Source organism: Paraburkholderia agricolaris, assembly GCF_009455635.1.
GTDB lineage: Bacteria > Pseudomonadota > Gammaproteobacteria > Burkholderiales > Burkholderiaceae > Paraburkholderia > Paraburkholderia agricolaris.
The window spans coordinates 4,244,662-4,265,392 of the sequence record NZ_QPER01000001.1 but is presented as its reverse complement, the minus strand read 5'-3'; the positions used below and the strand labels follow the sequence as shown (position 1 = coordinate 4,265,392).

General features: G+C 62.7%; 21 protein-coding genes. 10 read left to right on the top strand and 11 right to left on the bottom strand.

Features of this window, described 5'->3' with window-relative positions; all coding sequences use genetic code 11:
* Nucleotides 1-25 precede the first annotated feature (25 nt).
* Nucleotides 26-1,393, bottom strand: coding sequence for a signal recognition particle protein (ffh, locus tag GH665_RS18690; RefSeq protein ID WP_153137401.1), 1,368 nt, complete (start codon nt 1,391-1,393; stop codon nt 26-28).
* An 81-nt stretch (nt 1,394-1,474) separates the two neighbouring features.
* Between ffh and GH665_RS18685 the strand changes: the two genes are divergently transcribed.
* The 8 genes from GH665_RS18685 to GH665_RS18650 all read left to right on the top strand — a co-directional run bounded on the left by GH665_RS18685 (nt 1,475) and on the right by GH665_RS18650 (nt 9,815).
* Entirely contained in the window at nt 1,475-2,392 is a 918-nt protein-coding gene (locus GH665_RS18685) for a cytochrome C assembly family protein (RefSeq protein WP_153137399.1), read from the top strand.
* Nucleotides 2,393-2,402: 10 nt separating this feature from the next.
* Nucleotides 2,403-2,741, top strand: a complete 339-nt coding sequence (locus GH665_RS18680; RefSeq protein WP_153137397.1) for a PP0621 family protein — start codon at nt 2,403-2,405, stop codon at nt 2,739-2,741.
* Complete coding sequence (gene ampD, locus GH665_RS18675; RefSeq protein ID WP_153137395.1) at nt 2,738-3,334, top strand: 1,6-anhydro-N-acetylmuramyl-L-alanine amidase AmpD; 597 nt, start codon at nt 2,738-2,740, stop codon at nt 3,332-3,334. Before GH665_RS18680 ends, ampD begins: the two co-directional genes overlap by 4 nt.
* A gap of 540 nt (nt 3,335-3,874) precedes the next feature.
* Nucleotides 3,875-6,880, top strand: a complete 3,006-nt coding sequence (locus GH665_RS18670; RefSeq protein ID WP_153137393.1) for a ribonucleoside-diphosphate reductase subunit alpha — start codon at nt 3,875-3,877, stop codon at nt 6,878-6,880.
* 183 nt (nt 6,881-7,063) lie between these two features.
* Nucleotides 7,064-7,387 (top strand): hypothetical protein, encoded by a 324-nt coding sequence (locus GH665_RS18665; protein ID WP_153137391.1) that lies wholly within the window; start codon nt 7,064-7,066, stop codon nt 7,385-7,387.
* 137 nt (nt 7,388-7,524) lie between these two features.
* Nucleotides 7,525-8,757 (top strand): ribonucleotide-diphosphate reductase subunit beta, encoded by a 1,233-nt coding sequence (locus tag GH665_RS18660; RefSeq protein WP_028196461.1) that lies wholly within the window; start codon nt 7,525-7,527, stop codon nt 8,755-8,757.
* A gap of 86 nt (nt 8,758-8,843) precedes the next feature.
* Entirely contained in the window at nt 8,844-9,170 is a 327-nt protein-coding gene (locus GH665_RS18655) for a hypothetical protein (protein WP_153137389.1), read from the top strand.
* A 30-nt stretch (nt 9,171-9,200) separates the two neighbouring features.
* The gene (locus tag GH665_RS18650) at nt 9,201-9,815 is read left to right on the top strand and encodes a histone H1-like DNA-binding protein (protein ID WP_153137387.1); all 615 of its coding nucleotides are present in this window, start codon (nt 9,201-9,203) and stop codon (nt 9,813-9,815) included.
* Between the two features lie 265 nt (nt 9,816-10,080).
* Here the strand turns inward: GH665_RS18650 and GH665_RS18645 are convergent, their stop codons facing one another.
* The 10 genes from GH665_RS18645 to GH665_RS18600 form a co-directional block, all read right to left on the bottom strand.
* Complete coding sequence (locus tag GH665_RS18645; RefSeq protein ID WP_028196458.1) at nt 10,081-10,557, bottom strand: outer membrane lipoprotein; 477 nt, start codon at nt 10,555-10,557, stop codon at nt 10,081-10,083.
* Nucleotides 10,558-10,582: 25 nt separating this feature from the next.
* On the bottom strand, nt 10,583-11,521 hold the full coding sequence (locus tag GH665_RS18640; protein WP_153137385.1) for a carbohydrate kinase family protein: 939 nt from the start codon (nt 11,519-11,521) through the stop codon (nt 10,583-10,585).
* A 95-nt stretch (nt 11,522-11,616) separates the two neighbouring features.
* Nucleotides 11,617-12,117, bottom strand: a complete 501-nt coding sequence (gene tpx, locus GH665_RS18635; protein ID WP_153137384.1) for a thiol peroxidase — start codon at nt 12,115-12,117, stop codon at nt 11,617-11,619.
* 73 nt (nt 12,118-12,190) lie between these two features.
* The gene (locus tag GH665_RS18630) at nt 12,191-13,522 is read right to left on the bottom strand and encodes a zinc-ribbon and DUF3426 domain-containing protein (protein WP_153137382.1); all 1,332 of its coding nucleotides are present in this window, start codon (nt 13,520-13,522) and stop codon (nt 12,191-12,193) included.
* A 48-nt stretch (nt 13,523-13,570) separates the two neighbouring features.
* Nucleotides 13,571-14,473, bottom strand: coding sequence for a 50S ribosomal protein L11 methyltransferase (gene prmA, locus GH665_RS18625; RefSeq protein WP_153137380.1), 903 nt, complete (start codon nt 14,471-14,473; stop codon nt 13,571-13,573).
* Between the two features lie 3 nt (nt 14,474-14,476).
* Nucleotides 14,477-15,844, bottom strand: a complete 1,368-nt coding sequence (accC, locus tag GH665_RS18620; RefSeq protein WP_007180351.1) for an acetyl-CoA carboxylase biotin carboxylase subunit — start codon at nt 15,842-15,844, stop codon at nt 14,477-14,479.
* A gap of 129 nt (nt 15,845-15,973) precedes the next feature.
* Nucleotides 15,974-16,444, bottom strand: coding sequence for an acetyl-CoA carboxylase biotin carboxyl carrier protein (gene accB, locus GH665_RS18615; RefSeq protein ID WP_028196453.1), 471 nt, complete (start codon nt 16,442-16,444; stop codon nt 15,974-15,976).
* 69 nt (nt 16,445-16,513) lie between these two features.
* Entirely contained in the window at nt 16,514-16,969 is a 456-nt protein-coding gene (aroQ, locus tag GH665_RS18610) for a type II 3-dehydroquinate dehydratase (protein ID WP_074282168.1), read from the bottom strand.
* 194 nt (nt 16,970-17,163) lie between these two features.
* Nucleotides 17,164-17,712, bottom strand: a complete 549-nt coding sequence (locus GH665_RS18605; RefSeq protein ID WP_153137378.1) for a TlpA family protein disulfide reductase — start codon at nt 17,710-17,712, stop codon at nt 17,164-17,166.
* Between the two features lie 11 nt (nt 17,713-17,723).
* Nucleotides 17,724-18,377, bottom strand: a complete 654-nt coding sequence (locus GH665_RS18600) for a UDP-N-acetylmuramate--alanine ligase (protein ID WP_153137376.1) — start codon at nt 18,375-18,377, stop codon at nt 17,724-17,726.
* Nucleotides 18,378-18,591: 214 nt separating this feature from the next.
* Here GH665_RS18600 and mpl point away from each other — a divergent pair, with 214 nt between their 5' ends.
* A complete protein-coding gene (gene mpl / locus GH665_RS18595; protein ID WP_153137375.1) occupies nt 18,592-19,986 on the top strand; it encodes a UDP-N-acetylmuramate:L-alanyl-gamma-D-glutamyl-meso-diaminopimelate ligase in 1,395 nt (464 codons plus the stop codon).
* Entirely contained in the window at nt 19,983-20,585 is a 603-nt protein-coding gene (locus GH665_RS18590) for a YqiA/YcfP family alpha/beta fold hydrolase (RefSeq protein ID WP_153137373.1), read from the top strand. Before mpl ends, GH665_RS18590 begins: the two co-directional genes overlap by 4 nt.
* Nucleotides 20,586-20,731 lie beyond the last annotated feature (146 nt).

Genomic DNA, 20,731 nt, shown 5'->3' with positions numbered 1-20,731 from the left:
ACGCGCGCCGCCGCCTTGCTAAAGCTTAGCGCATGCCGGGCATCATGCCCTTCATGCCGCGCATCATCTTTTGCAGATTGCCGCCCTTCAGCTTTTTCATCATCGTGCGCATCTGGTCGTACTGATTCAGCATGCGGTTGACTTCCTGCACCTGCACGCCCGCGCCGGCGGCGATGCGGCGCTTGCGAGTGGCCTTGATCAGGTCGGGCTTCGCGCGCTCCAGCGGCGTCATTGAATTGATGATGCCTTCCATGCGGCGCATCTGCTTTTCGGCCTGGCCCATGTCGGCACCGGCGGCGGCTTGCTGGAACTGGGCCGGCAGTTTGTCCATCAGCGACGACAGGCCGCCCATGCCCTTCATCTGGGTCAGCTGTGCGCGGAAATCGTTGAGGTCGAAGTCGCCGCCTTTCTTGACCTTGTCGGCGAGCTTCTGCGCGGCTTGAACGTCCACGCCGCGTTGCGCTTCTTCGACGAGGGCGAGAATGTCGCCCATGCCGAGAATCCGGTTCGCCATCCGATCCGGATAGAAGATCTCGAGGCCGTCGAGCTTTTCGGCGACGCCGACGAACTTGATCGGCTTGCCTGTCACGTGACGCACGGAGAGTGCCGCTCCGCCGCGTGAGTCGCCGTCGAGCTTGGTGAGGACCACGCCGGTGAGCGGCAAGGCGTCGCTAAATGCCTTCGCGGTGTTGACCGCGTCCTGGCCGAGCATCGCGTCGACCACGAACAGCGTTTCCGCCGGTTTCAGCTCGCTGTGCAGTGCGGCGATTTCCTGCATCATCGCCTCGTCGATACCCAGACGGCCGGCCGTGTCGACCAGCAGCACGTCGTGGTAGTGGCGCTTGGCCCAATCCACCGCTGCGCGCGCGATATCTACCGGCTTCTGATCCGATTCCGACGGGAAGAAATCCGCACCGACCTGTTCCGTCACCATCTTCAACTGCGCGATAGCAGCCGGACGGTAAACGTCGCACGAGACAGTCAGGACCTTTTTCTTGTACTTTTCGCGCAGGAGCTTGGCGAGCTTGCCGACCGTGGTCGTTTTACCGGCGCCCTGCAGACCCGCCATCAGGATGACGGCCGGCGGCGTGACGGCGAGATTCAGTTCGACCGCTTTGCCTTCATAGTCGCCGCCGATCACCGCGGTCAGCTCGCGCTGCACCACGCCGACCAGCGCCTGACCCGGCGACAGGCTGCTGATGACTTCCTCGCCGAGCGCCTTTTCCTTCACCTTGGCGATGAACTCGCGCACGACGGGCAGCGCCACGTCGGCCTCGAGAAGTGCCAGGCGGACTTCGCGCAGCATTTCCTGGGTGTTCGCCTCGGTGAGCCGGGCTTCGCCGCGCAGCGTCTTGACGACGCGCGCCATCCGTTGAGTCAGATTGTCGAGCATGGGGAGCGATGAACAGTGCGGCCGGAGCAGGGCGCGATGCGGGAGACGTCGCGGAGCAGGGGCCTAGTGTAAACTTCGAATATGGATATTGTACTGTATGCCCTCACTGCGCTCCTCTACGGCGGTCTCGCCGTGGCCGGCTGGCGCTCGCACCGGCACGCCGCCCTGCGCCCCATGCTCGAGAGCGTGCCGCCGGTGCCGGCCGCTGCAAGCGTCTCGGCGGCCTCGGGCATGAGCGCCTCGGGCCGCGCGCTACTGTTTGTCGCGCTGCTCGCCCACGGCGTGCTGCTGCATACCACCATCTTTCCCCAGAACGCGATGGTGTTCGGTTTCGCGTTCGCACTGTCGGCGATGTTCTGGCTCGGCGCCGGCATCTACTGGATCGAGAGCTTTTTCTTCCCGCTCGACGGCCTGCGCCTGCTTGTGCTTCCGCTTGCCTGCGTCGCTTCCTTATTGCCGCTGGCCTTCAACGGCGTGCGCGTGCTGCCGTATTCGGCGGCGCCCATGTTCAAGCTGCATTTCCTGATCGCCAATATCGCGTACGGTCTGTTTGCTATCGCGGCACTGCACGCGGTTCTGATGCTGCTGGTCGAGCGGCGTCTGCACGCAATGCGCGGCGGCATGTCGCAACGCAATGCGGCTGCTGCGGGAAGCGGCTGGCTGTCGAGTTGGCTCGACACGCTGCCGCCGCTGCTGACTTTGGAAAAGCTGCTGTTCCGTCTGATCGGCGCGGGTTTCGTGCTGCTCACACTGACGCTGCTCTCGGGCATCATATTTAGCGAGCAACTGGTCGACCGTGCGTTGAGGCTCGATCACAAAACCGTGTTCGCGATTCTTTCCTGGGTGATGTTCGGTGCGCTGCTGACCGCGCGCAAGGTGTCCGGCTGGCGCGGCCGTGCGGCATTGCGCTGGGTGCTGGCGTCGTTCGTCGCGCTGCTGCTGGCGTACGTCGGCAGCCGTTTCGTATTCGAGGTGCTGTTGCACCGTGCTGTAGTGTGAGTGTCCTGCTATGCGACAAATTTTTCTGCTGATCCTGTTGTTCATCGTTGGCCAATGGCTGGTCAAGGCGCTGCGTCGTCATGACGCGCAAGCGTCGCAACGCGCGGGGGGCGCCGGTGCGAATGGCGCCGGTGGGGCAAATCGCCAAGGCGGCCAGAATGGTCCGAACGGCGGCGCGCGTGGACCCGCTTCCGCACAGCCGCAGCTCGCCGAGCCGATGATCCGTTGCGCCGAGTGCGGCGTGCACGCGCCGAAGAGCGACTCCGTGGTGGTCGCGGGGCAGGCATTCTGCAGCGCCGCGCACGCACAGCGGCATGACGCGCGTCCCACGGGCCGCGACGCTCGATGAACCTCGCGTTCACCGTCGACGCCGACGGTTGGGTCTCCGCCGCACGCAAACTTCCCTCGCCGAATTTCGAAGCGCGACCCGAAGGGGCGGTGCCCACGCTGATCGTCGTACACAACATCAGCTTGCCGCCCAATGAATTCGGCGGCACGGCGATTGCCGAACTTTTCCAGAACACGCTCGACTGTGACGCCCACCCCTACTACGACACGCATCTGCGCGGCGTGCGGGTCTCGGCGCACTTCGTGATCCATCGCGACGGCGCGCTCGAGCAATTCGTATCCTGCAACGAGCGGGCATGGCACGCCGGGCCGTCGAATTTTTTCGGCCGCGAGCGCTGCAATGATTTCTCGATCGGCATCGAGCTGGAGGGCAGTGACACGACTGCTTTCGAAGCGGCGCAATACCGCACGCTCGGCGCACTAGTGACGGCGCTCAAGGCTCGCTATCCGGTCGAGGGGCTGGCCGGTCACTCTGACATCGCGCCCGGCCGCAAGACCGATCCAGGGCGTCATTTCGAGTGGCAGCGTCTGCAGCGCGACACCGCGTTGGCGGATCAGTACTTCCCCTATCTCAAGTTTCCCAGAGTGCCGTAAAGGGTCTTCTCACGACTTTGCGTGAGACGGGCAGAACCAGGCGCAGCCTTGTTCTCCGGGGAGGCGGCTTTGCGCCGCGAGATGCAAAAGTCAAGACTTCGAAAGCAAATAAAACGATTTGACCTGTCTCGAATCTCCACTATACTTGGTGCCAGAAATTCGGTTTTGCACTATATCTTGTGTTGCTCTGTGCATAACCGTGTGAATAACTGAGTGCATAACCGAGTGAATAAGTCAGCGGCGCCCCGCTCCCGAGCATGGCGCCGCAAGCATTCCGGGCAACCGGAAAATATTCCTGCGGCGCGGCTGATAGAGAGTCGGCAGCGTCCAGAAACATTCAGGGAAAGGGCACAGCAAGTGATCGCGACTCATAGCGTGAAGACCGTCATCAATTCAAACCAGGCTTCATCGCTGTCGCATCCCGCCACCCGGCTCAGCCGGCCTTTTTCCTGCACCCCATCGCTTGCGCACGCGGCGGCGCAGCGTTCGTTTTAATCCGCGGCTTTCTCCGCACCATTTCCAGGACCAGGAGCTTTGCACATGCAAACCACCGACAACGCGACGACCCGGTACGAGGGTTCACCGACTGGCCAGACCTTCGGCCAGGCACAAGGCGCGCAGCCGCTCGCGCCGCAAACGACCTACGCCGACTACAAGGTGATCCGCCGTAACGGCAGCGTGGTGTCGTTCGAACCGTCGAAAATCGCCATCGCCGTGACGAAGGCATTCCTGGCCGTCAACGGTGGTCAAGGCGCAGCCTCCGCGCGCGTGCGCGAACTGGTCGAGCAACTCACGCAGAACGTGGTGCGCGCGCTCGTGCGCAGCCGCCCGAACGGCGGCACGTTCCATATTGAAGACATCCAGGATCAGGTCGAACTCGCGCTGATGCGCGGCGGCGAACACAACGTCGCGCGTGCGTACGTGCTGTATCGCGAGAAGCGCACCCAGGCGCGCGGCCATGACGAGCAAATCGTCGCCAACACGCCGGGTCTGAACGTCACCGACAACGGCGTGACGCGTCCGCTCGACATGGCAGCGCTGCGCGGCATTATCGAATCCGCCTGCGCGAACCTGGGCGACGCCGTGAGCGCCGATCCGATCATCGCGGAAACGGTGAAGAATCTGTACGACGGCGTGCCGATGAGCCAGGTCTACGACTCGGCGATTCTGGCTGCCCGCACGATGATCGAAAAGGACCCGGCGTATAGCCAGGTCACCGCACGCATCCTGCTGCACACGATCCGCCGCGAGATCCTCGAAGAGGAAGTCACGCAAGGCGAAATGGCCAATCGTTACGCCGAATACTTCCCGCAGTTCATCAAGCGCGGCGTGCAAGCCGAGCTGCTCGACGACAAGCTGCTGCAGTTCGACCTGAAGCGACTGGGCGCGGCGCTCGACAACAACCGCGACCTGCAATTCGGCTACCTCGGTCTGCAAACGCTGTATGACCGCTACTTCCTGCATCACGACGGCGTGCGCATCGAAATGCCCCAGGCATTCTTTATGCGTGTGGCGATGGGCCTGTCGCTGAACGAGATCGACCGCGAAGCGCGCGCGATCGAGTTTTACAACGTGCTGTCGAGCTTCGACTTCATGTCGTCCACGCCTACGCTGTTCAACTCGGGCACCCGCCGCTCGCAACTGTCGTCGTGCTACCTGACCACGGTCGACGACGATCTCGACGGCATCTACGAAGCGCTGAAGGAAAACGCGCTGCTGTCGAAATTCGCCGGCGGTCTGGGCAACGACTGGACGCGCGTGCGTGCGCTCGGTTCGCACATCAAGGGCACCAACGGCAAGTCGCAAGGCGTGGTGCCGTTCCTGAAGGTCGTCAACGACACGGCGGTGGCGGTCAACCAGGGCGGCAAGCGCAAGGGCGCGGTCTGCGCGTACCTGGAAACGTGGCACCTGGACATCGAGGAATTCCTCGAGCTGCGTAAGAACACCGGCGACGACCGTCGCCGCACCCACGACATGAACACGGCGAACTGGATTCCCGACCTGTTCATGAAGCGCGTGCACGAAGGCGGTGACTGGACGCTGTTCTCGCCGTCTACCTGCCCGGATCTGCACGACAAGTTCGGCGCGGAATTCGAAGCGGCTTACACGGCTTACGAAGACAAGGTCGCGCGCGGCGAGATCAAGCTGTTCAAGAAGCTTCCGGCAGCGCAACTGTGGCGCAAGATGCTGGGCATGCTGTTCGAAACCGGCCACCCGTGGATCACGTTCAAGGATCCGTGCAATGTGCGCTCGCCGCAACAGCACGTCGGCGTCGTCCACTCGTCGAACCTGTGCACGGAAATCACGCTGAACACCAGCGACTCCGAAATCGCCGTCTGCAACCTGGGCTCGGTGAACCTCGTCGCTCACCTGAAGGAACAGGCCGACGGCACCCTGGCGCTGGACCACGACAAGCTCAAGCGCACCGTCAGCGTGGCAATGCGCATGCTCGACAACGTAATCGACATCAATTACTACGCGGTTGCCAAGGCGCGTAACTCGAACCTGAAGCACCGTCCGGTCGGCATGGGCATCATGGGCTTCCAGGACTGCCTGCACCTGCTGCGCACGCCGTACGCGTCGCAAGAGGCGGTTGCGTTCGCCGATACGTCGATGGAAGCGGTCTGCTACTACGCTTACTACGCGTCGACTGAACTGGCGCAGGAACGCGGCCGTTATTCCAGCTACCGCGGCTCGCTGTGGGACCGCGGCATCCTCCCGCAAGACTCGGTGAAGCTGCTGGCCGATGCGCGCGGCGGTTATGTCGAAGTCGATTCGAGCGAGTCGATGGACTGGACCGAGCTGCGTTCGCGCATCGCCACCTACGGCATGCGCAACTCGAACTGCATCGCGATCGCGCCGACGGCGACGATCTCGAACATCATCGGCGTGTCGGCCTGTATCGAACCGACCTTCCAGAACCTGTATGTGAAGTCGAATCTGTCGGGCGAATTCACGGTGGTCAACGACTACCTGGTGCGCGACCTGAAGGAACGCGGTCTGTGGGACGAAGTGATGGTCGCCGACCTGAAATACTTCGACGGCACGCTCTCGCGCATCGACCGCATCCCGGCCGACCTGCGTGCGATCTACGCGACCGCGTTCGAACTCGATCCAGTGTGGCTGGTCGAGGCGGCTTCGCGCCGTCAGAAGTGGATCGACCAGGCGCAGTCGCTGAACATTTACATGGGCGGCGCGTCGGGTAAGAAGCTCGACGAGATCTACAAGCTCGCATGGGTGCGCGGCCTGAAGACCACCTACTACCTCCGCACGATGGCGGCAACGCACGTCGAGAAGTCGACGGTGGCGCACGGCGCACTGAACGCGGTGAGCTCGGGTGGCGGCGAAGGATCGGGCGGCGCGGGCGGTGTCGGCGGTGGCGCGGCAGGCAGCTTCGGCGCGAACGGCGGTGCGGCTTCGGGCGGCATCCAGGTAGCGGCGGCAGCGCCGGCCGTTGCAGTCGAAGCAGCGCCGGAAGCGGACGGTCCGGTGTGCATGATGCGTCCGGGCGATCCGGGTTTCGACGAGTGCGAGGCTTGCCAGTAAGCGTCTGGCAACTGCGAGGCGAGCACGAAGCAGGCGGCAGGATCGCTGCGTGGCAGATGGGTGTAGGTAAAGACCCGCATGCAGCGATCGGCAAGCCTGATAGAAGTAGTACCGAAGTGAAGTAGACGAGCGGCGTGGCGAAACAGAATCGACGTTACACCGCTCGTCGAACAGCAGCGAAGCATGGCAAGCGGTAAGCAGGCAGTAGATGAAGCAGTCGGCAGCACAGACGAAGCGCTCGACATGAAGCGCTCAGCAAACGCTCCGGTCAAAGGTCGAACGACACAGCCGGCCAGAAGCATCGCTCGACATCGCATTGAACTTCACCTCGCCAGCGCTGACGAACAGGCAATCCACCGCGTCAGCGAGGCAGCAGGAAGCAATCGCAAAACGCTGCAAGCACGCTCCGCAATACAGATAGATAGAGCAGCGAATCGTCGCTTCGACACGTTGCTCTTCGAGCTCGCGAAGCACTTCGACGACACGCGTTCAACACGCTTCACATGAGGCGACACACACAGTCTGTTGAACAAAGTGTTGTATGAACGTAGCAACGCGAATCGAAAACAGGATTTTTCATCAGCGAACTCTTTTATCGCTCGTGAAAAGATGGTACAAACCGTTCTAAATTGATGGTGACATTTATGCTCAACTGGGATGACGAGATCACTGCCGTAACTCCCTCGAGCGCTACGCAACTGAATGTGTTGCGCAACGCTGCGGGATCGGCTGTCGGTTCGCAAGTCGGAACGCGTTCCGCTCCTCATGCTCCCTCGGACCGAAACGTCTTCGCGTCTCAAGACGTTTTCGAAAAAGGCATTGCCGCCGCTCACGCTGCCGGAACGGCTGCGATTTCCGAAGCGCGGGTCAATGTTGCCGACAAGCGCATCATCAACGGCCAGACCGACGTCAATCAGTTGGTGCCGTTCAAATACAAGTGGGCCTGGGAAAAGTATCTGGCGGGTTGTGCCAACCACTGGATGCCGCAAGAAGTGAACATGTCGCGCGACATCGCCCTCTGGAAAGACCCGAACGGGCTGACCGAAGACGAGCGCCGCATCGTCAAGCGCAACCTGGGCTTCTTCGTGACGGCTGACTCGCTCGCCGCCAACAACATCGTGCTGGGCACCTACCGCCACATCACGGCGCCCGAATGCCGCCAGTTCCTGCTGCGCCAGGCGTTCGAAGAGGCGATCCACACGCACGCTTACCAGTACATCGTCGAATCGCTGGGCCTCGACGAAGGCGAAATCTTCAACGCGTATCACGAGGTTGCCTCGATCCGCGCGAAAGACGAATTCCTGATTCCGTACATCAATGTGCTGACCGATCCGGGCTTCAAGACCGGCACGCTCGAGACCGACCAGACGCTACTGCGCTCGCTGATCGTGTTCGCCTGCGTGATGGAAGGCCTGTTCTTCTACGTCGGCTTTACGCAAATCCTGGCGCTTGGCCGTCAGAACAAGATGACCGGCGCGGCGGAACAGTACCAGTACATCCTGCGCGACGAGTCGATGCACTGCAATTTCGGCATCGACCTGATCAACCAGATCAAACTCGAAAACCCGCAACTCTGGACGGCTGAGTTCCGCGCGGACATCCGCGAGATCTTCCAGCAAGCGGTCGAACTTGAATATCGTTACGCGGAAGACACGATGCCGCGCGGCGTGCTCGGCCTCAATGCGTCGATGTTCAAGAGCTATCTGCGCTTCATCTGCAACCGCCGTTGCCAGCAGATCGGTCTCGATCCGCTGTACCCGAACGAGGAAAACCCGTTCCCGTGGATGAGCGAGATGATCGACCTGAAGAAGGAACGCAACTTCTTCGAGACGCGAGTGATCGAATATCAGACTGGCGGCGCGTTGACCTGGGAGTGATCCGGGTCCGAGTCGCAGATGCATTTCATTTTGGGGATGCCGGCAGGCTTCGGCCGCGGCAATTTAGTTAGGAGCAGAACCGCCTGATGCAAATCGTGCCCGGTGCGCCGCGTGCCTTCGCGGCCCACAAACATGGCTGGCACTTTGCGAACCCTTCAGTGGGATGGGCAAACTTCCCCCCGGAAAAAGCCGTTGGCGTTCGCGCCGGCGGCCCGATCAAGCAATTGCCGATGCTGATATCCAGCATCGACCAGATCTGGCGCGCGGTGCCCATTGGCACCGCGCGCCTTACCGCATTCATTAGCGTAAGCGCGCAGCACCTGCGTACGCCGATGAATAGCCCGCTTCGTAGCGCGCGCCCTGAGAAGCGTCCGCGGGAAACGGGTTTTGACGAAGGGTGTAGTTTGAACTGACTCTCATCTGAAAACCTGAAGGAGAAAATGATGGCAACTTTAAAGAAAGCCGCAGCTAAGAAACCCGCAGCCAAGAAGGCCGCACCGGCTAAGAAGGCTGCTCCGGCGAAGAAAGTCGCTGCAAAGAAAGTCGCAGTGAAGAAGGTTGCAGCGAAGAAGGCAGCACCGGCTAAGAAGGTTGCAGCGAAGAAAGCTGCTCCGGCCAAGAAGGTTGCAGCCAAGAAAGTCGCCGTGAAGAAGGTTGCAGCAAAGAAGGCGCCGGCAAAGAAGGCAGCACCGGCTAAGAAAGCTGCAGTGAAGAAGGTTGCAGCAAAGAAGGCACCGGCGAAGAAGGCCGCAGCAAAGAAGGCAGCACCGGCTAAGAAGGCTGCTGCGAAGAAGGCTGCGCCTGCGAAAAAGGCTGCTGCCAAGAAAGCTGCGCCTGCGAAGAAGGCTGCTGCTAAAAAGGCTGCGCCTGCCAAGAAGGCTGCCGCGAAGAAGGCCGCTGCTCCTGCCAAGAAGGCTGCGCCTGCGAAGAAGGCTGTCGCCAAGAAGGCGGCTCCTGCACCCGCTGCGACTTCTGTCTCGAGCGCACCGGCAGCAACGGTGAAGACCGCGCTGAACCCGGCAGCGGCATGGCCGTTCCCGACGGGCAGCCGTCCGTAATCTGGACGACAAGCGGTAGAAGTACTTCGACACGTCGTACCTGTGTCGATGATCGAGTAGCGCTTAAGTAGCATGACCGAGCGCTACTCGGTCAGGGTCCCGTTGCCGGGTTTCTGGCGACGGGATTTTTTTTGCCCTGGCGAACGCGCCCGCTAAGAGAAACGCTTCAAAACCGGCAGGCGAAAAAAAACGCATGCACAGGGGAGGGCATGCGTTTGAGGTCGTCGCGGAAGCGCGTGAAGCGCGACCGCACGAGAGGGGAAACCTAGTGTGTGACGCGCGTGACGCCGCCGCTGGAGAGCAGCCGGACGCGGTCGCCGGCGCGGAAGATCTCGCCGGTGGCGCTTTGCGTGATTGCGCGCATATCGCCGTTATCGAGTCGCACGGTGATCTCGAGGCCGTCGTGCACCGCGACGCCGTTCTCGACCGCATTGCCTGCCACCGCACCGGCCAGGCCGCCGATGATGCCGGTCACGATCGAGCCGCGGCCGCCGCCGATCGCGCTGCCGGCTACCGCGCCCAGTGCGCCGCCGCCGATCGCGCCCAAGCCGCTCGGCTGGCCGTTGTTCGAACTGATCTTCACCGCGCGCACGCTGTCGACCGTGCCCATGCGAACCGTTTCTTCCCGCTGTGCCTGCGATGCCGTGTAGACGTCGGCGGAACTGCTGTTGTATGCACACCCCGACATGGCCAGCGAACCGGCGATCAAGGCGGCCACGACCAGGCGACTCGTTGTTCTCATTCCCTAACTCCAATAGCTTGCGGTATTACGGCAGGTCGTATTCGAACGCCTGCTTGAACCGTTCGTTGATCTCCGCCCGGCTGGGCGCGTAGTTTTGCGGGCCCTGGTGTTCGATCTTCAGCGCGCCCATCAGGCTCGCCAGACGCCCCGTGGTCGCCCAGCCAAGCTTGTTCTCGATGCCGTACAACAAGCCGCCGCGGAACGCGTCGCCGCAGCCCGTAGGATCGAGCACCTGCTGTGCCTTGACCGCCGGAATCTCTTCGATCCCGCCAGCGTGATGAATTTGCGCGCCTTGCTCGCCGAGCGTGACAATCAGCGCCTCGACCTTGCCGGCGATTTCTTCGATCGACCAACCCGTTTTGTTGCTCACCAGTTTGGCTTCGTAATCGTTGACAGCTACGTAAGTAGCAAGTTCAATCATGCGTCGCAGCGACTCGCCGTTGAACAGCGGCAAACCTTGGCCCGGATCGAAGATAAACGGCACGCCGGCCGCTGCCAGATGCTCGGAATGCTGGATCATGGCGTCGTAACCGTCCGGCCCGACGATACCTAGCGTGATGCCTTTCGCTTCGTCGGCGCGGTTCAGATGCGCCTGCATCATTGCGCCCGGATGGAACGCGGCAATCTGATTGTTTTCCAGATCGGTGGTGATCATCGCCTGGGCCGAATAGGTATCCGGCACCACCAGCACGTTCTCCGTCGACAGGCCGAGTTGCGCGAAACGGTCCATGTAGCGCTGCGCGTCAATCGCGCCGAGCGCGCCCATGATGCGCGCATTGCCGCCCAGCAGATGCAGCGAGTAGGCAATGTTGCCCGCGCAGCCGCCGAATTCACGACGCATCGTCGGCACAAGGAAGCTCACATTCAGGATGTGAACCTGCTCCGGCAGGATGTGCTCCCGAAAGCGGCCTTCGAAGGTCATGATGTTGTCGTAGGCGAGCGAACCGCAAATCAGCGTAGCCAAGGTGAGCGTCCTGTAAAAATCGATAAAGAAAATGGGCGCGACGACGTGACAGCGCCGCGCATGAAGCGCGGCGCCGGGGTTCGTGCGCGAAGGTTTTACTTCAGCGCGGCGAGTGCTGCGTCGTAGTTCGGTTCGTTCTTGATTTCGCCGACCAGTTCAGCGTGCACGACCTTGTCGTTCTCGTCGAGGACCACCACGGCGCGTGCCGTCAGACCCGTCAGCGGGCCGCTCGTCACGTCGACGCCATAGGCTTGCGCGAACTCATGGCCGCGGAACGTTGAAGCCGTCACGACGTTCTCGATGCCTTCAGTCGTGCAGAAGCGCGATGCGGCGAACGGCAGGTCGCCCGACACGACGATCACGGCCGTGTTGCTCAGCTTGGCCGCGGCTTCGTTGAACTTGCGGGTCGACGTGGCGCAAGTCGGTGTATCGAGGCTCGGGACGATGTTCAGCACCTTGCGCTTGCCGGCGAAGTCGGCCAGCGACAGCGGCTTCAGATCTTTGCCCACGAGCGAGAAGGCGGGGGCATTCTGGCCCACGGTCGGGAACGTGCCGGCTACTTCGATCGGGTTGCCACCCAGCGTTACTTGACTCATGTTGTTGTGCTCCGAAAATTCGTCAGTGATGACGGTGAATACGCCCGGTCAGTGCCGGGCGCGCGAGGTTGCGTTACGGATAAAAAATCTGCACGCGGAAATTGGATGCGACCGCACTGCCCGTGTCGAGGTGCACGATCATGGTCTGGGTCGTGTGCGCCGCCAGACCTGCCGCAATCGGCGTGCCGGGAGGGACGTAGTCTTGCGGCCACAGCACGCGGCGCACGGCGACATTGTTCTGGTCGTCGAGCAGCGTGAGTTCGATGGCCGGGTAGGCCAGCGCAATACTGAAGCGGTTACGCAACGGCATCTTCAGTTCGAGCTTGTGCGGGCCGTCGACCTGACGCAGATCGGACGGCTCGACCAGCAAACCGTCGATGTCGTGCGGCGGCGTGAGCTGGCAGCCGAGTTGCGCGCAGGCCTTTGCATAGAGTACCTGCGAGCGTGGCAAGAAGACCTGAACGGCTTCACGCTGCCACCAGGCGAGTTGCGCGAGCAGCGCGATCGCCAGCAGCGCTGCGACCACCGAGCCGAAGACGATCCAGCCGAGGCGGCGCGGTTCGGGCGGGCGCGTTTCACGTACCACCGGGAAGGGATCGACGCCGTCGTCATTTACCGGCTGGACCGAGAAGGGCTCGCCGCTCGATCCGAATGTGGCTGTGCCGGGACCACCGGCGCCGGCAGTACCCAAGCCGGCTGCCGCGGCTGGACCAGCGGGAGCACCTGAGCCTGCGGCCGCACCTAAGCCGGCCCCACCGAAATGCGGCTCGTTGTCGGGAATGCCATGCAAGCCAGCCGGCTCGTTCAGAACCGGTTCGTCAGCATCCCCAGGATATTCGGAAGGGCGTTCGGTCTTGTGCCAAACCCGCGGCGCCGCCTCAACAGGCGGGTTGGCCGCGTGAGCGAACGGCTCGGGCGGGACATCAGCGGGCACCTCATCCGTGTAAGCGGAGGTTTCGCCGGGCGTATGCGCGAGCGTGGGTTCGTTGTCGGCGGGAATCGGCGCGGTGAAGGCGCTCGCCGGCAGTTCCGGCTCGGTAGCATGACGCGGCGTGACCGCGACGCCTGCACCGGTGGAGACCGGCGAAAGAGGCAGATTGCGGGCGTTGTGAAGCAGGCGATTGTCGATCGTGGCGTCGGCGACCGGCGCCCACGGATCCCATGCTTCGGCGCTGAAATCGGGGTCCTTCGGGCGCACACCGGACAAAGCCTCGATCGCCGCTGCGGCGGCAACCGGCTTGGCGGTGGAGAAGTCGCCGTCCTCGTTCAGTTCGAACAGGCTGCTCGAGGCGTCGAACGCTTCATTGCAATGCCCGCAGCGCACAAGACCGCGGCGCAGCGCGAGCTGCGCCGGTTGCAGGCGGAAGACGGTTTCGCAGAAGGGGCAACGCGTTGCCAGGAGCATATTGAGCCGGTAAGCCGAAAGGCCGTTGGTTGGGCAATACGCCTTATTCTAATGGCTTTCGCGGCGGGTTCCCGTTAGACATACCCAACCTTCGTGTTCGCGCCATATGCCGATGTCGATCCATCGTGCGTAGACCTGCGCCACTTCGTCCGCCTGGCGCGCCAGGATGCCTGACAGCGCGATCCGGCCGCCCGGCTTGACCTTCGACGACAGCATCGAGGCCATCAGCTTGAGCGGATTGGACAGAATATTGGCGACCACGATATCGAATTCGCCGGTGGGGCAGGCGTCGGGCAAACCGTAGGTGACTTCCGCCCGGTTGCGCTCGCTGTTGTGGCGCGCCGATTCGACCGCCTGCGGGTCGATATCGATGCCGTACACCGGGTTGGCGCCGCACTTTTTGGCGAGGATCGCGAGGATGCCGGAGCCGCAACCGTAGTCGAGCACGGATTGCTCCGCTTTGACCGATTGCTCCAGCCATTCCATGCACAGACGCGTGGTGGGATGGCTGCCGGTTCCGAACGCAAGGCCAGGATCGAGTTCCAGCACGAGGGCGTCGGGGTCCGGTGCATCGTGCCATGAGGGCACGACCCAGATGCGCTCGCCGATTGGAATCGGGTCGAATTGCGATTGCGTGAGCCGCACCCAATCCTGGTCCTCGACCTCACGCACGGTAAACGAGGGAGCGGTTTCCAGCCCCACCTCATTGGCCGCGGCCGTGAGCAGCACGGCCGGCTCATGTTCCGGCGCAAGCAGGGCGATCACCCGCGAACGCTGCCACGCCTTGCGATCCGGCGTGAGACCGGGCTCGCCGAACAGCGGCTGCTCGTCGGGCGTGTCGGCGTCCGCATCTTCAACCGATACGGACAACGCGCCCAACTCGAGCAGCGCGTCGGAGAACTCCTCCGCGTGCTCGCGTGCCAGCTCGGCGATCAGTTCCCGGTAGCTCATGACTTACGCTTCTTCCGGCGCGGCCTGCTGCTTCGCGGCCAACCGGTTTTCGAGGTAATGAATGCTGGTGCCGCCTTCGACGAACTTCGCGTCCAGCATCAACTCGCGGTGCAGCGGGATGTTGGTCTGAATGCCTTCCACCACCATTTCCGACAGCGCGATGCGCATCCGCTTGATCGCCTGCTCGCGCGTCGCGCCGTATGCGATCAGCTTGCCGATCATGGAATCATAGTTCGGCGGCACAAAATAGCCATTGTAGGCGTGCGAATCGACGCGGATGCCGGGACCGCCCGGCATATGCCACGACGTCAACCGGCCCGGCGACGGAATGAACTTGAACGGATCTTCTGCGTTGATCCGGCATTCGATCGCATGACCCTTGAACACGATGTCGCGCTGACGGAAGGCGAGCTTCTCGCCCGCCGCGATGCGGATCTGTTCCTGCACGATGTCGACGCCGGTGATCAGCTCGGTCACCGGATGCTCGACCTGCACGCGAGTGTTCATTTCGATGAAATAGAACTCGCCGTTTTCGTACAGGAATTCGAACGTGCCCGCGCCGAGGTAGCCCATCTTCTTGCAGGCGTCCGCGCAGCGATCGCCGATACGGTCGATCAGGCGGCGCGCAATGCCCGGCGCCGGCGCTTCTTCGATCACTTTCTGGTGGCGGCGCTGCATCGAACAATCGCGCTCGCCCAGCCAGACCGCGTTCTTGAACGAATCGGCCAGCACCTGAATTTCGATGTGCCGCGGGTTCTCCAGGAATTTCTCCATGTAGACCTGCGGGTTGCCGAAGGCACGGCCGGCTTCTTCGCGGGTCATGTTGACCGCGTTGACCAGCGCCGCTTCCGTATGCACCACGCGCATGCCGCGGCCACCGCCGCCGCCGGCGGCCTTGATGATGACCGGGTAGCCGACCTGGCGGGCAATTTTCACGATCTCTTTCGGATCTTCCGGCAACGCGCCTTCAGAACCCGGCACGCAGGGCACGCCGGTTTTGATCATGGTCTGCTTGGCCGTGACCTTGTCGCCCATCATCCGGATGGTTTCCGGGCGCGGGCCGATGAAGGTGAAGCCGGACTGCTCGACGCGCTCGGCGAAGTCGGCGTTTTCCGACAGGAAGCCATAGCCCGGGTGGATCGCTTCGGCGTCCGTCACTTCTGCCGCGCTGATCAGCGCCGGCATGTTCAGGTAGCTCAGATTCGAAGGTGCCGGGCCGATACAGACCGCCTCGTCGGCGAGCTTCACGTACTTGGCTTCCTTGTCGGCTTCCGAATAGACGACGACGGTCTTGACGCCAAGTTCGCGGCACGCGCGCTGAATACGGAGCGCGATCTCGCCACGATTGGCAATGAGGATTTTTTCAAACATAGCGGGTTTTCGACTCATCAATAGGCGCCCGGTTGATCACAACACAGGCCGCCTCAGAGGATCGGCCGCGCGCCCCGGGAGGGCAGGCGCGCGGGCGGCAGGCGCAAAAAAAGCGCAACGCGTGCCGCGTTAGCCGACCACGAACAGCGGTTGGCCGTACTCGACCGCCTGGCCGTTGTCGACGAGGATTTCCTTGACCACACCGGACTTGTCCGACTCGATTTCGTTGAGCAGCTTCATCGCTTCGATGATGCAGATCGTCTGGCCTTCCTTGACCGTATCGCCCACCTGGACGAACGGCTCGGCGCCCGGCGATGGCGCACGGTAGAAGGTGCCGACCATCGGCGAGGTCACCACGTGGCCTTGCGGCGCGGCGGCGGCCGGCGTAGCCGGGGCGCCGGCTGCTGCAGCCGGCGCTTCGCCAGCCGGCATCGGCGCCGGTTGCGCATATTGCGGGGCATACGAAGCGGACGGTTGCACGTAAACCGGCGGCGCATTCTTGACGATGCGGACCTTGCCTTCGCCTTCGGTCACTTCGAGTTCGGAAATACCGGACTCCGAGACGAGGTCGATCAGAGTTTTCAGTTTACGTAGATCCATCAGGAAGCCCCTTTCAATGCGTAAAGTGCCGGCGCGTACGCAGCCGGCGCAAATTAGACGTGTTTGGAATCAGCCGCGCGACGAACCGGCGGACAGCCGGTCGAGCGCGAATTCGAGCGCGTACAGATACCCCTTCCAGCCGAGGCCGCAAATCACGCCCTCTGCCTGGTCGGAGAAATACGAGTGATGCCGGAACGGTTCGCGGCGATGTACGTTCGACAGATGAATCTCGACGAACGGGATGCCGACCCCCGCCAGTGCGTCCCGAATGGCCACGCTGGTGTGCGTGTACGCGGCGGGATTGATCAGTATGAAATCGGTTGTTTCAGTCCGTGCGGATTGGATGCGATCGACCAGCGCGCCTTCATGATTGCTCTGGAACGACGCGAGTTCGACACCGGCGTCCGCTGCGCGGTCCGCCAGCGCCTGATCGATCTGCGGCAACGTCACGCGGCCGTAGACCTCGGGTTCCCGGGTGCCGAGAAGGTTGAGGTTGGGGCCGTGCAGTACCAGCAGTCGCGTCATGGTCGCTTCTTTTTCCGTGGAATTGGGCGCACTTTAGCGCTGATTAGAGAAACTTGTCTAGTTTCCCGCGCGTTCGAAACGCCGCCGGCGACCTTTCGCCGCTTCTCCGGACGCCCATCTTCTCTCAAATTCGGGCGATTTGCGCGTAATTTCGCGCCTTTTACCCCGATCTGATCGTCAAAAGAATGTGAAATTTAGAGTGCGTCGAGGGTCTCTTTCAACGCTCGCGGGTCGATTTGCCCTAATTTTGTCGAGCGGATATTGCCCTTGGCGTCGATAACGACGGTAAAGGGCAGGCCGCCGGCGTTATTGCCGAACGCGCGGGCGAGATCGGCGCCGCCGAAGCCGATCACATAGACCGGGTAGGCTACTTTGACTTTCTGCAGGAACGCCTGGACATTTTTATCCGAATCGACGCCAAGTCCGACGAACTGGATACCTTTCTTTGCATATTCACGCTGAAGTTGCGACAGGGCGGGCATCTCTTCAACGCACGGTCCGCACCACGACGCCCAGAAATTGACGACGATAGGGTGGCCTTTAAGCAAACTTAGCGATTGCGGCTTGCCGTCGACATTCGTGACGGGCGCGCTCCAGAGTTGCTCGACCGCGCTTTGCGTGGAACCGGGTTGCGCCGCGTGGGCGACTTCCGGGGCGCCGTTCAGCCAATGATTGGCCAGCACCCCGCCGCCCGCCGCGGCGATCGCGACCAGCGCGCCTGCCAGAATCCGTCTCGTATTCATTCCAGGTCTGTCTAATTAGTTGAAGAGGTGACGTTGCTGCTGTCGAGCAGCGCCTGAACCGCCTGCTGATTCGCCCGGGCCGTGCGGCCGCGCGCGTCGGCGCGGACCGCGCCGCGCAAGTCGTCTGTTTCGTACAGGGCGACGTGGATGCCGGCCGGCTCCGCGTCGCGCCCTTCGTTCGTGGGGCGCCAGAGGAAGCTCAGCGTCTCGACATAGCCGCGGCCGCCAAAATGCCGTGTCTCCGAAACGTCGTACTGAATGTTGGCATTCAGAAAGTAGATCGCGACTTCTTTCGGGTTGTCGCAAAACACCTGAAGGTGAATATCCGAGTGCTCGCCAGCGGTGCCGCCCAGCACCGCGCCGGTCAGATACGGATTGAACGGCGCGAGCCGCTCCATCCAGTCGACTGCAATGTGACGCAGTCGCCGCAGCAACGCCGGTTGGCTGTCACCCTGGAAGAGCGACTGGTACTCGCGGATTTCTTCTTCGATCTGGTCGTTATCCGGCAGCCATTCGCCGGCAACACGGCTCTCGCCGACTACCTGCCGTGCCGCTTTACGCTTGGCCGTTGCGTAGTCCAGACCGTCTTCAGCGATCATCCGGGCAGCCGCAGTGGCGATTTCCTCGCGCACGCGCTGCGGATCGAAATGTGATTTGCGAACCATCTCTCAATCATACTAGAGATTGATGACAGCCCTTTCCGGGCGGGCCGCGCCGGGTGCCCGGCACGGGCCAGGCGGATGGCCGCGCTGACGGTCCCGTTCGTAGGGCGATTCGGAGGCGTCGGTTACAATAGCGTCCTTTGCAGACGGTCGTTTCGGCCGCTTCTCTGCACTCCCATCCCTTGCAAAAAATACGCCCGCGCGGCACGACAGGCTTATGCACATCCACATCCTCGGCATCTGCGGCACGTTCATGGGCGGACTCGCGGTCCTCGCGCGCGGCGCGGGCCATACCGTGACGGGCTGCGACGTCGGCGTCTACCCGCCAATGAGCACGCAACTCGAGGCACAGGGCATTCGTCTGATCGAAGGTTATGGCGCTGAGCAGCTGGACGGCCTCAATGCCGATCTGTTCGTAATCGGCAACGTGGTTACACGCGGCAACCCGCTGATGGAAGCGATCCTCGATCGCGGCCTGCCGTACGTGTCCGGCCCGCAGTGGCTCGGCGAACATGTGCTGAACGGCAAGTGGGTGCTGGCGGTAGCCGGCACGCACGGCAAGACCACCACCAGTTCGATGCTGACTTGGCTGCTTGAAGACGCAGGTCTCAATCCGGGCTTCCTGATCGGCGGCGTGCCGCTGAATTTCGGGGTGTCGGCGCGGCTGACCGATTCGAGCTTCTTCGTGATCGAAGCCGACGAATACGACACCGCGTTCTTCGACAAGCGCTCCAAGTTCGTTCATTACCGGCCGAAAACCGCGATCCTGAACAACCTCGAGTTCGATCATGCCGACATTTTCCCGGATCTGGCCGCGATCGAAACGCAATTCCATCACCTGATCCGCACCGTGCCGGGCATCGGCCGTATCGTTACCAATGGTCGTGAAGACGCGCTCGAGCGTGTGCTGACGCGCGGTTGCTGGAGCGAAGTCGAGCGCTTCGGCGTGCAAGGGGGCTGGGAAACCCTTCCGGCGGAAGACGGCGAGCCGGTCGACGAGCGCTTTGCCGTGTATCACAACAGTGAGCGTGTCGGGGTCGTCGAGTGGCAGGTTCAGGGTGAGCACAACCGCATGAACGCGCTGGCCGCGATCGCCGCCGCGCGCCATGTCGGCGTGCCGCCGGCACAAGCCGCGAAGTCGCTCGCGAGCTTCCGCAATGTGAAGCGCCGCATGGAAGTGCGCGGCAGCGTCGAGGGCGTGACCGTCTACGACGATTTCGCCCATCACCCCACGGCGATCGAGACCACGGTAGCCGGCTTGCGCGCCCGTGTCGGCCACGAAAACACGCGAATCCTGGCCGTGCTGGAACCGCGCTCAAACACCATGAAGCTCGGCGTGATGAAAGCTCAACTGCCGGCGAGCCTCGCCGACGCCGATCTGGTGTTCGGCTACGGCGCGCCGTCCGGCCGTGACGCGCTCGGCTGGAATCTCGCCGAAGCGCTCGCGCCGCTCGGCGGCAAGGCCCAGGCTTTCGACAATCTCGACGCGCTGGTCAAAGCGGTGGCGCATGCCGCGCGCCCCGGCGACCAGGTTCTGGTGATGAGCAACGGTGGCTTTGGCGGCGTGCATCAGAAGCTGCTCGACGCACTTTCCGCACGAGGCACGTCGTGATCCTCTATCTGCACGGTTTTCGTTCATCGCCCAACTCGTTCAAGGCGCGCGTGCTGGCGGCGCGCCTGGTCGAACTCGGGCGCGGCGGCGAATGGTGCTGCCCGATGCTGCCGGTCTCGCCGTTCGAGACCGTGGCGCTCGTCGAATCGCTGGTGGCGGCCGCGAGGCCGGCGAACGTCACCGTGATCGGCAGTTCGCTGGGCGGCTACTTTGCTACGTATCTTGCTGAGAAACACGGCTGGCCGGCGGTGCTGCTGAATCCGGCGGTGGTGCCGCAGCGCGACCTGAGCGCCTATCTCGGCGAGCAGCCGTTGTGGCATGGCGGCGGCAGCATTACAGTCGAGCCGCATCACCTGGACGAGTTGCGCGCGCTCGGCGTCGCGTCGATCACGCGGCCCGAACGCTATTATTTGATAGCCGCTACCGGCGACGAAGTGCTCGATTACCGTGAAATGCTTGCGCACTATCCGGGCGCACGCACTACGCTGATCGAAGGGAGCGACCACGCGATCAGCGAATTCGCGCAATACGTCGACGAGGTGCTGGCCTTTTGCGACGCCGAGGATATCGAACCGCCGGCGCCGCGCGAAGCGGCCTGACAGTACCGACGATCCCGCAGCGAGGCTGTTGCGGATCACCAGATTCATACCGCTGGCGCGTATGTCGCGCCGCGGATCCACTACCACGAACACGTTGCCGTGCCGCGCACGCAGTGACCGATAGCTGAACTCAATCGGGCGCGCCG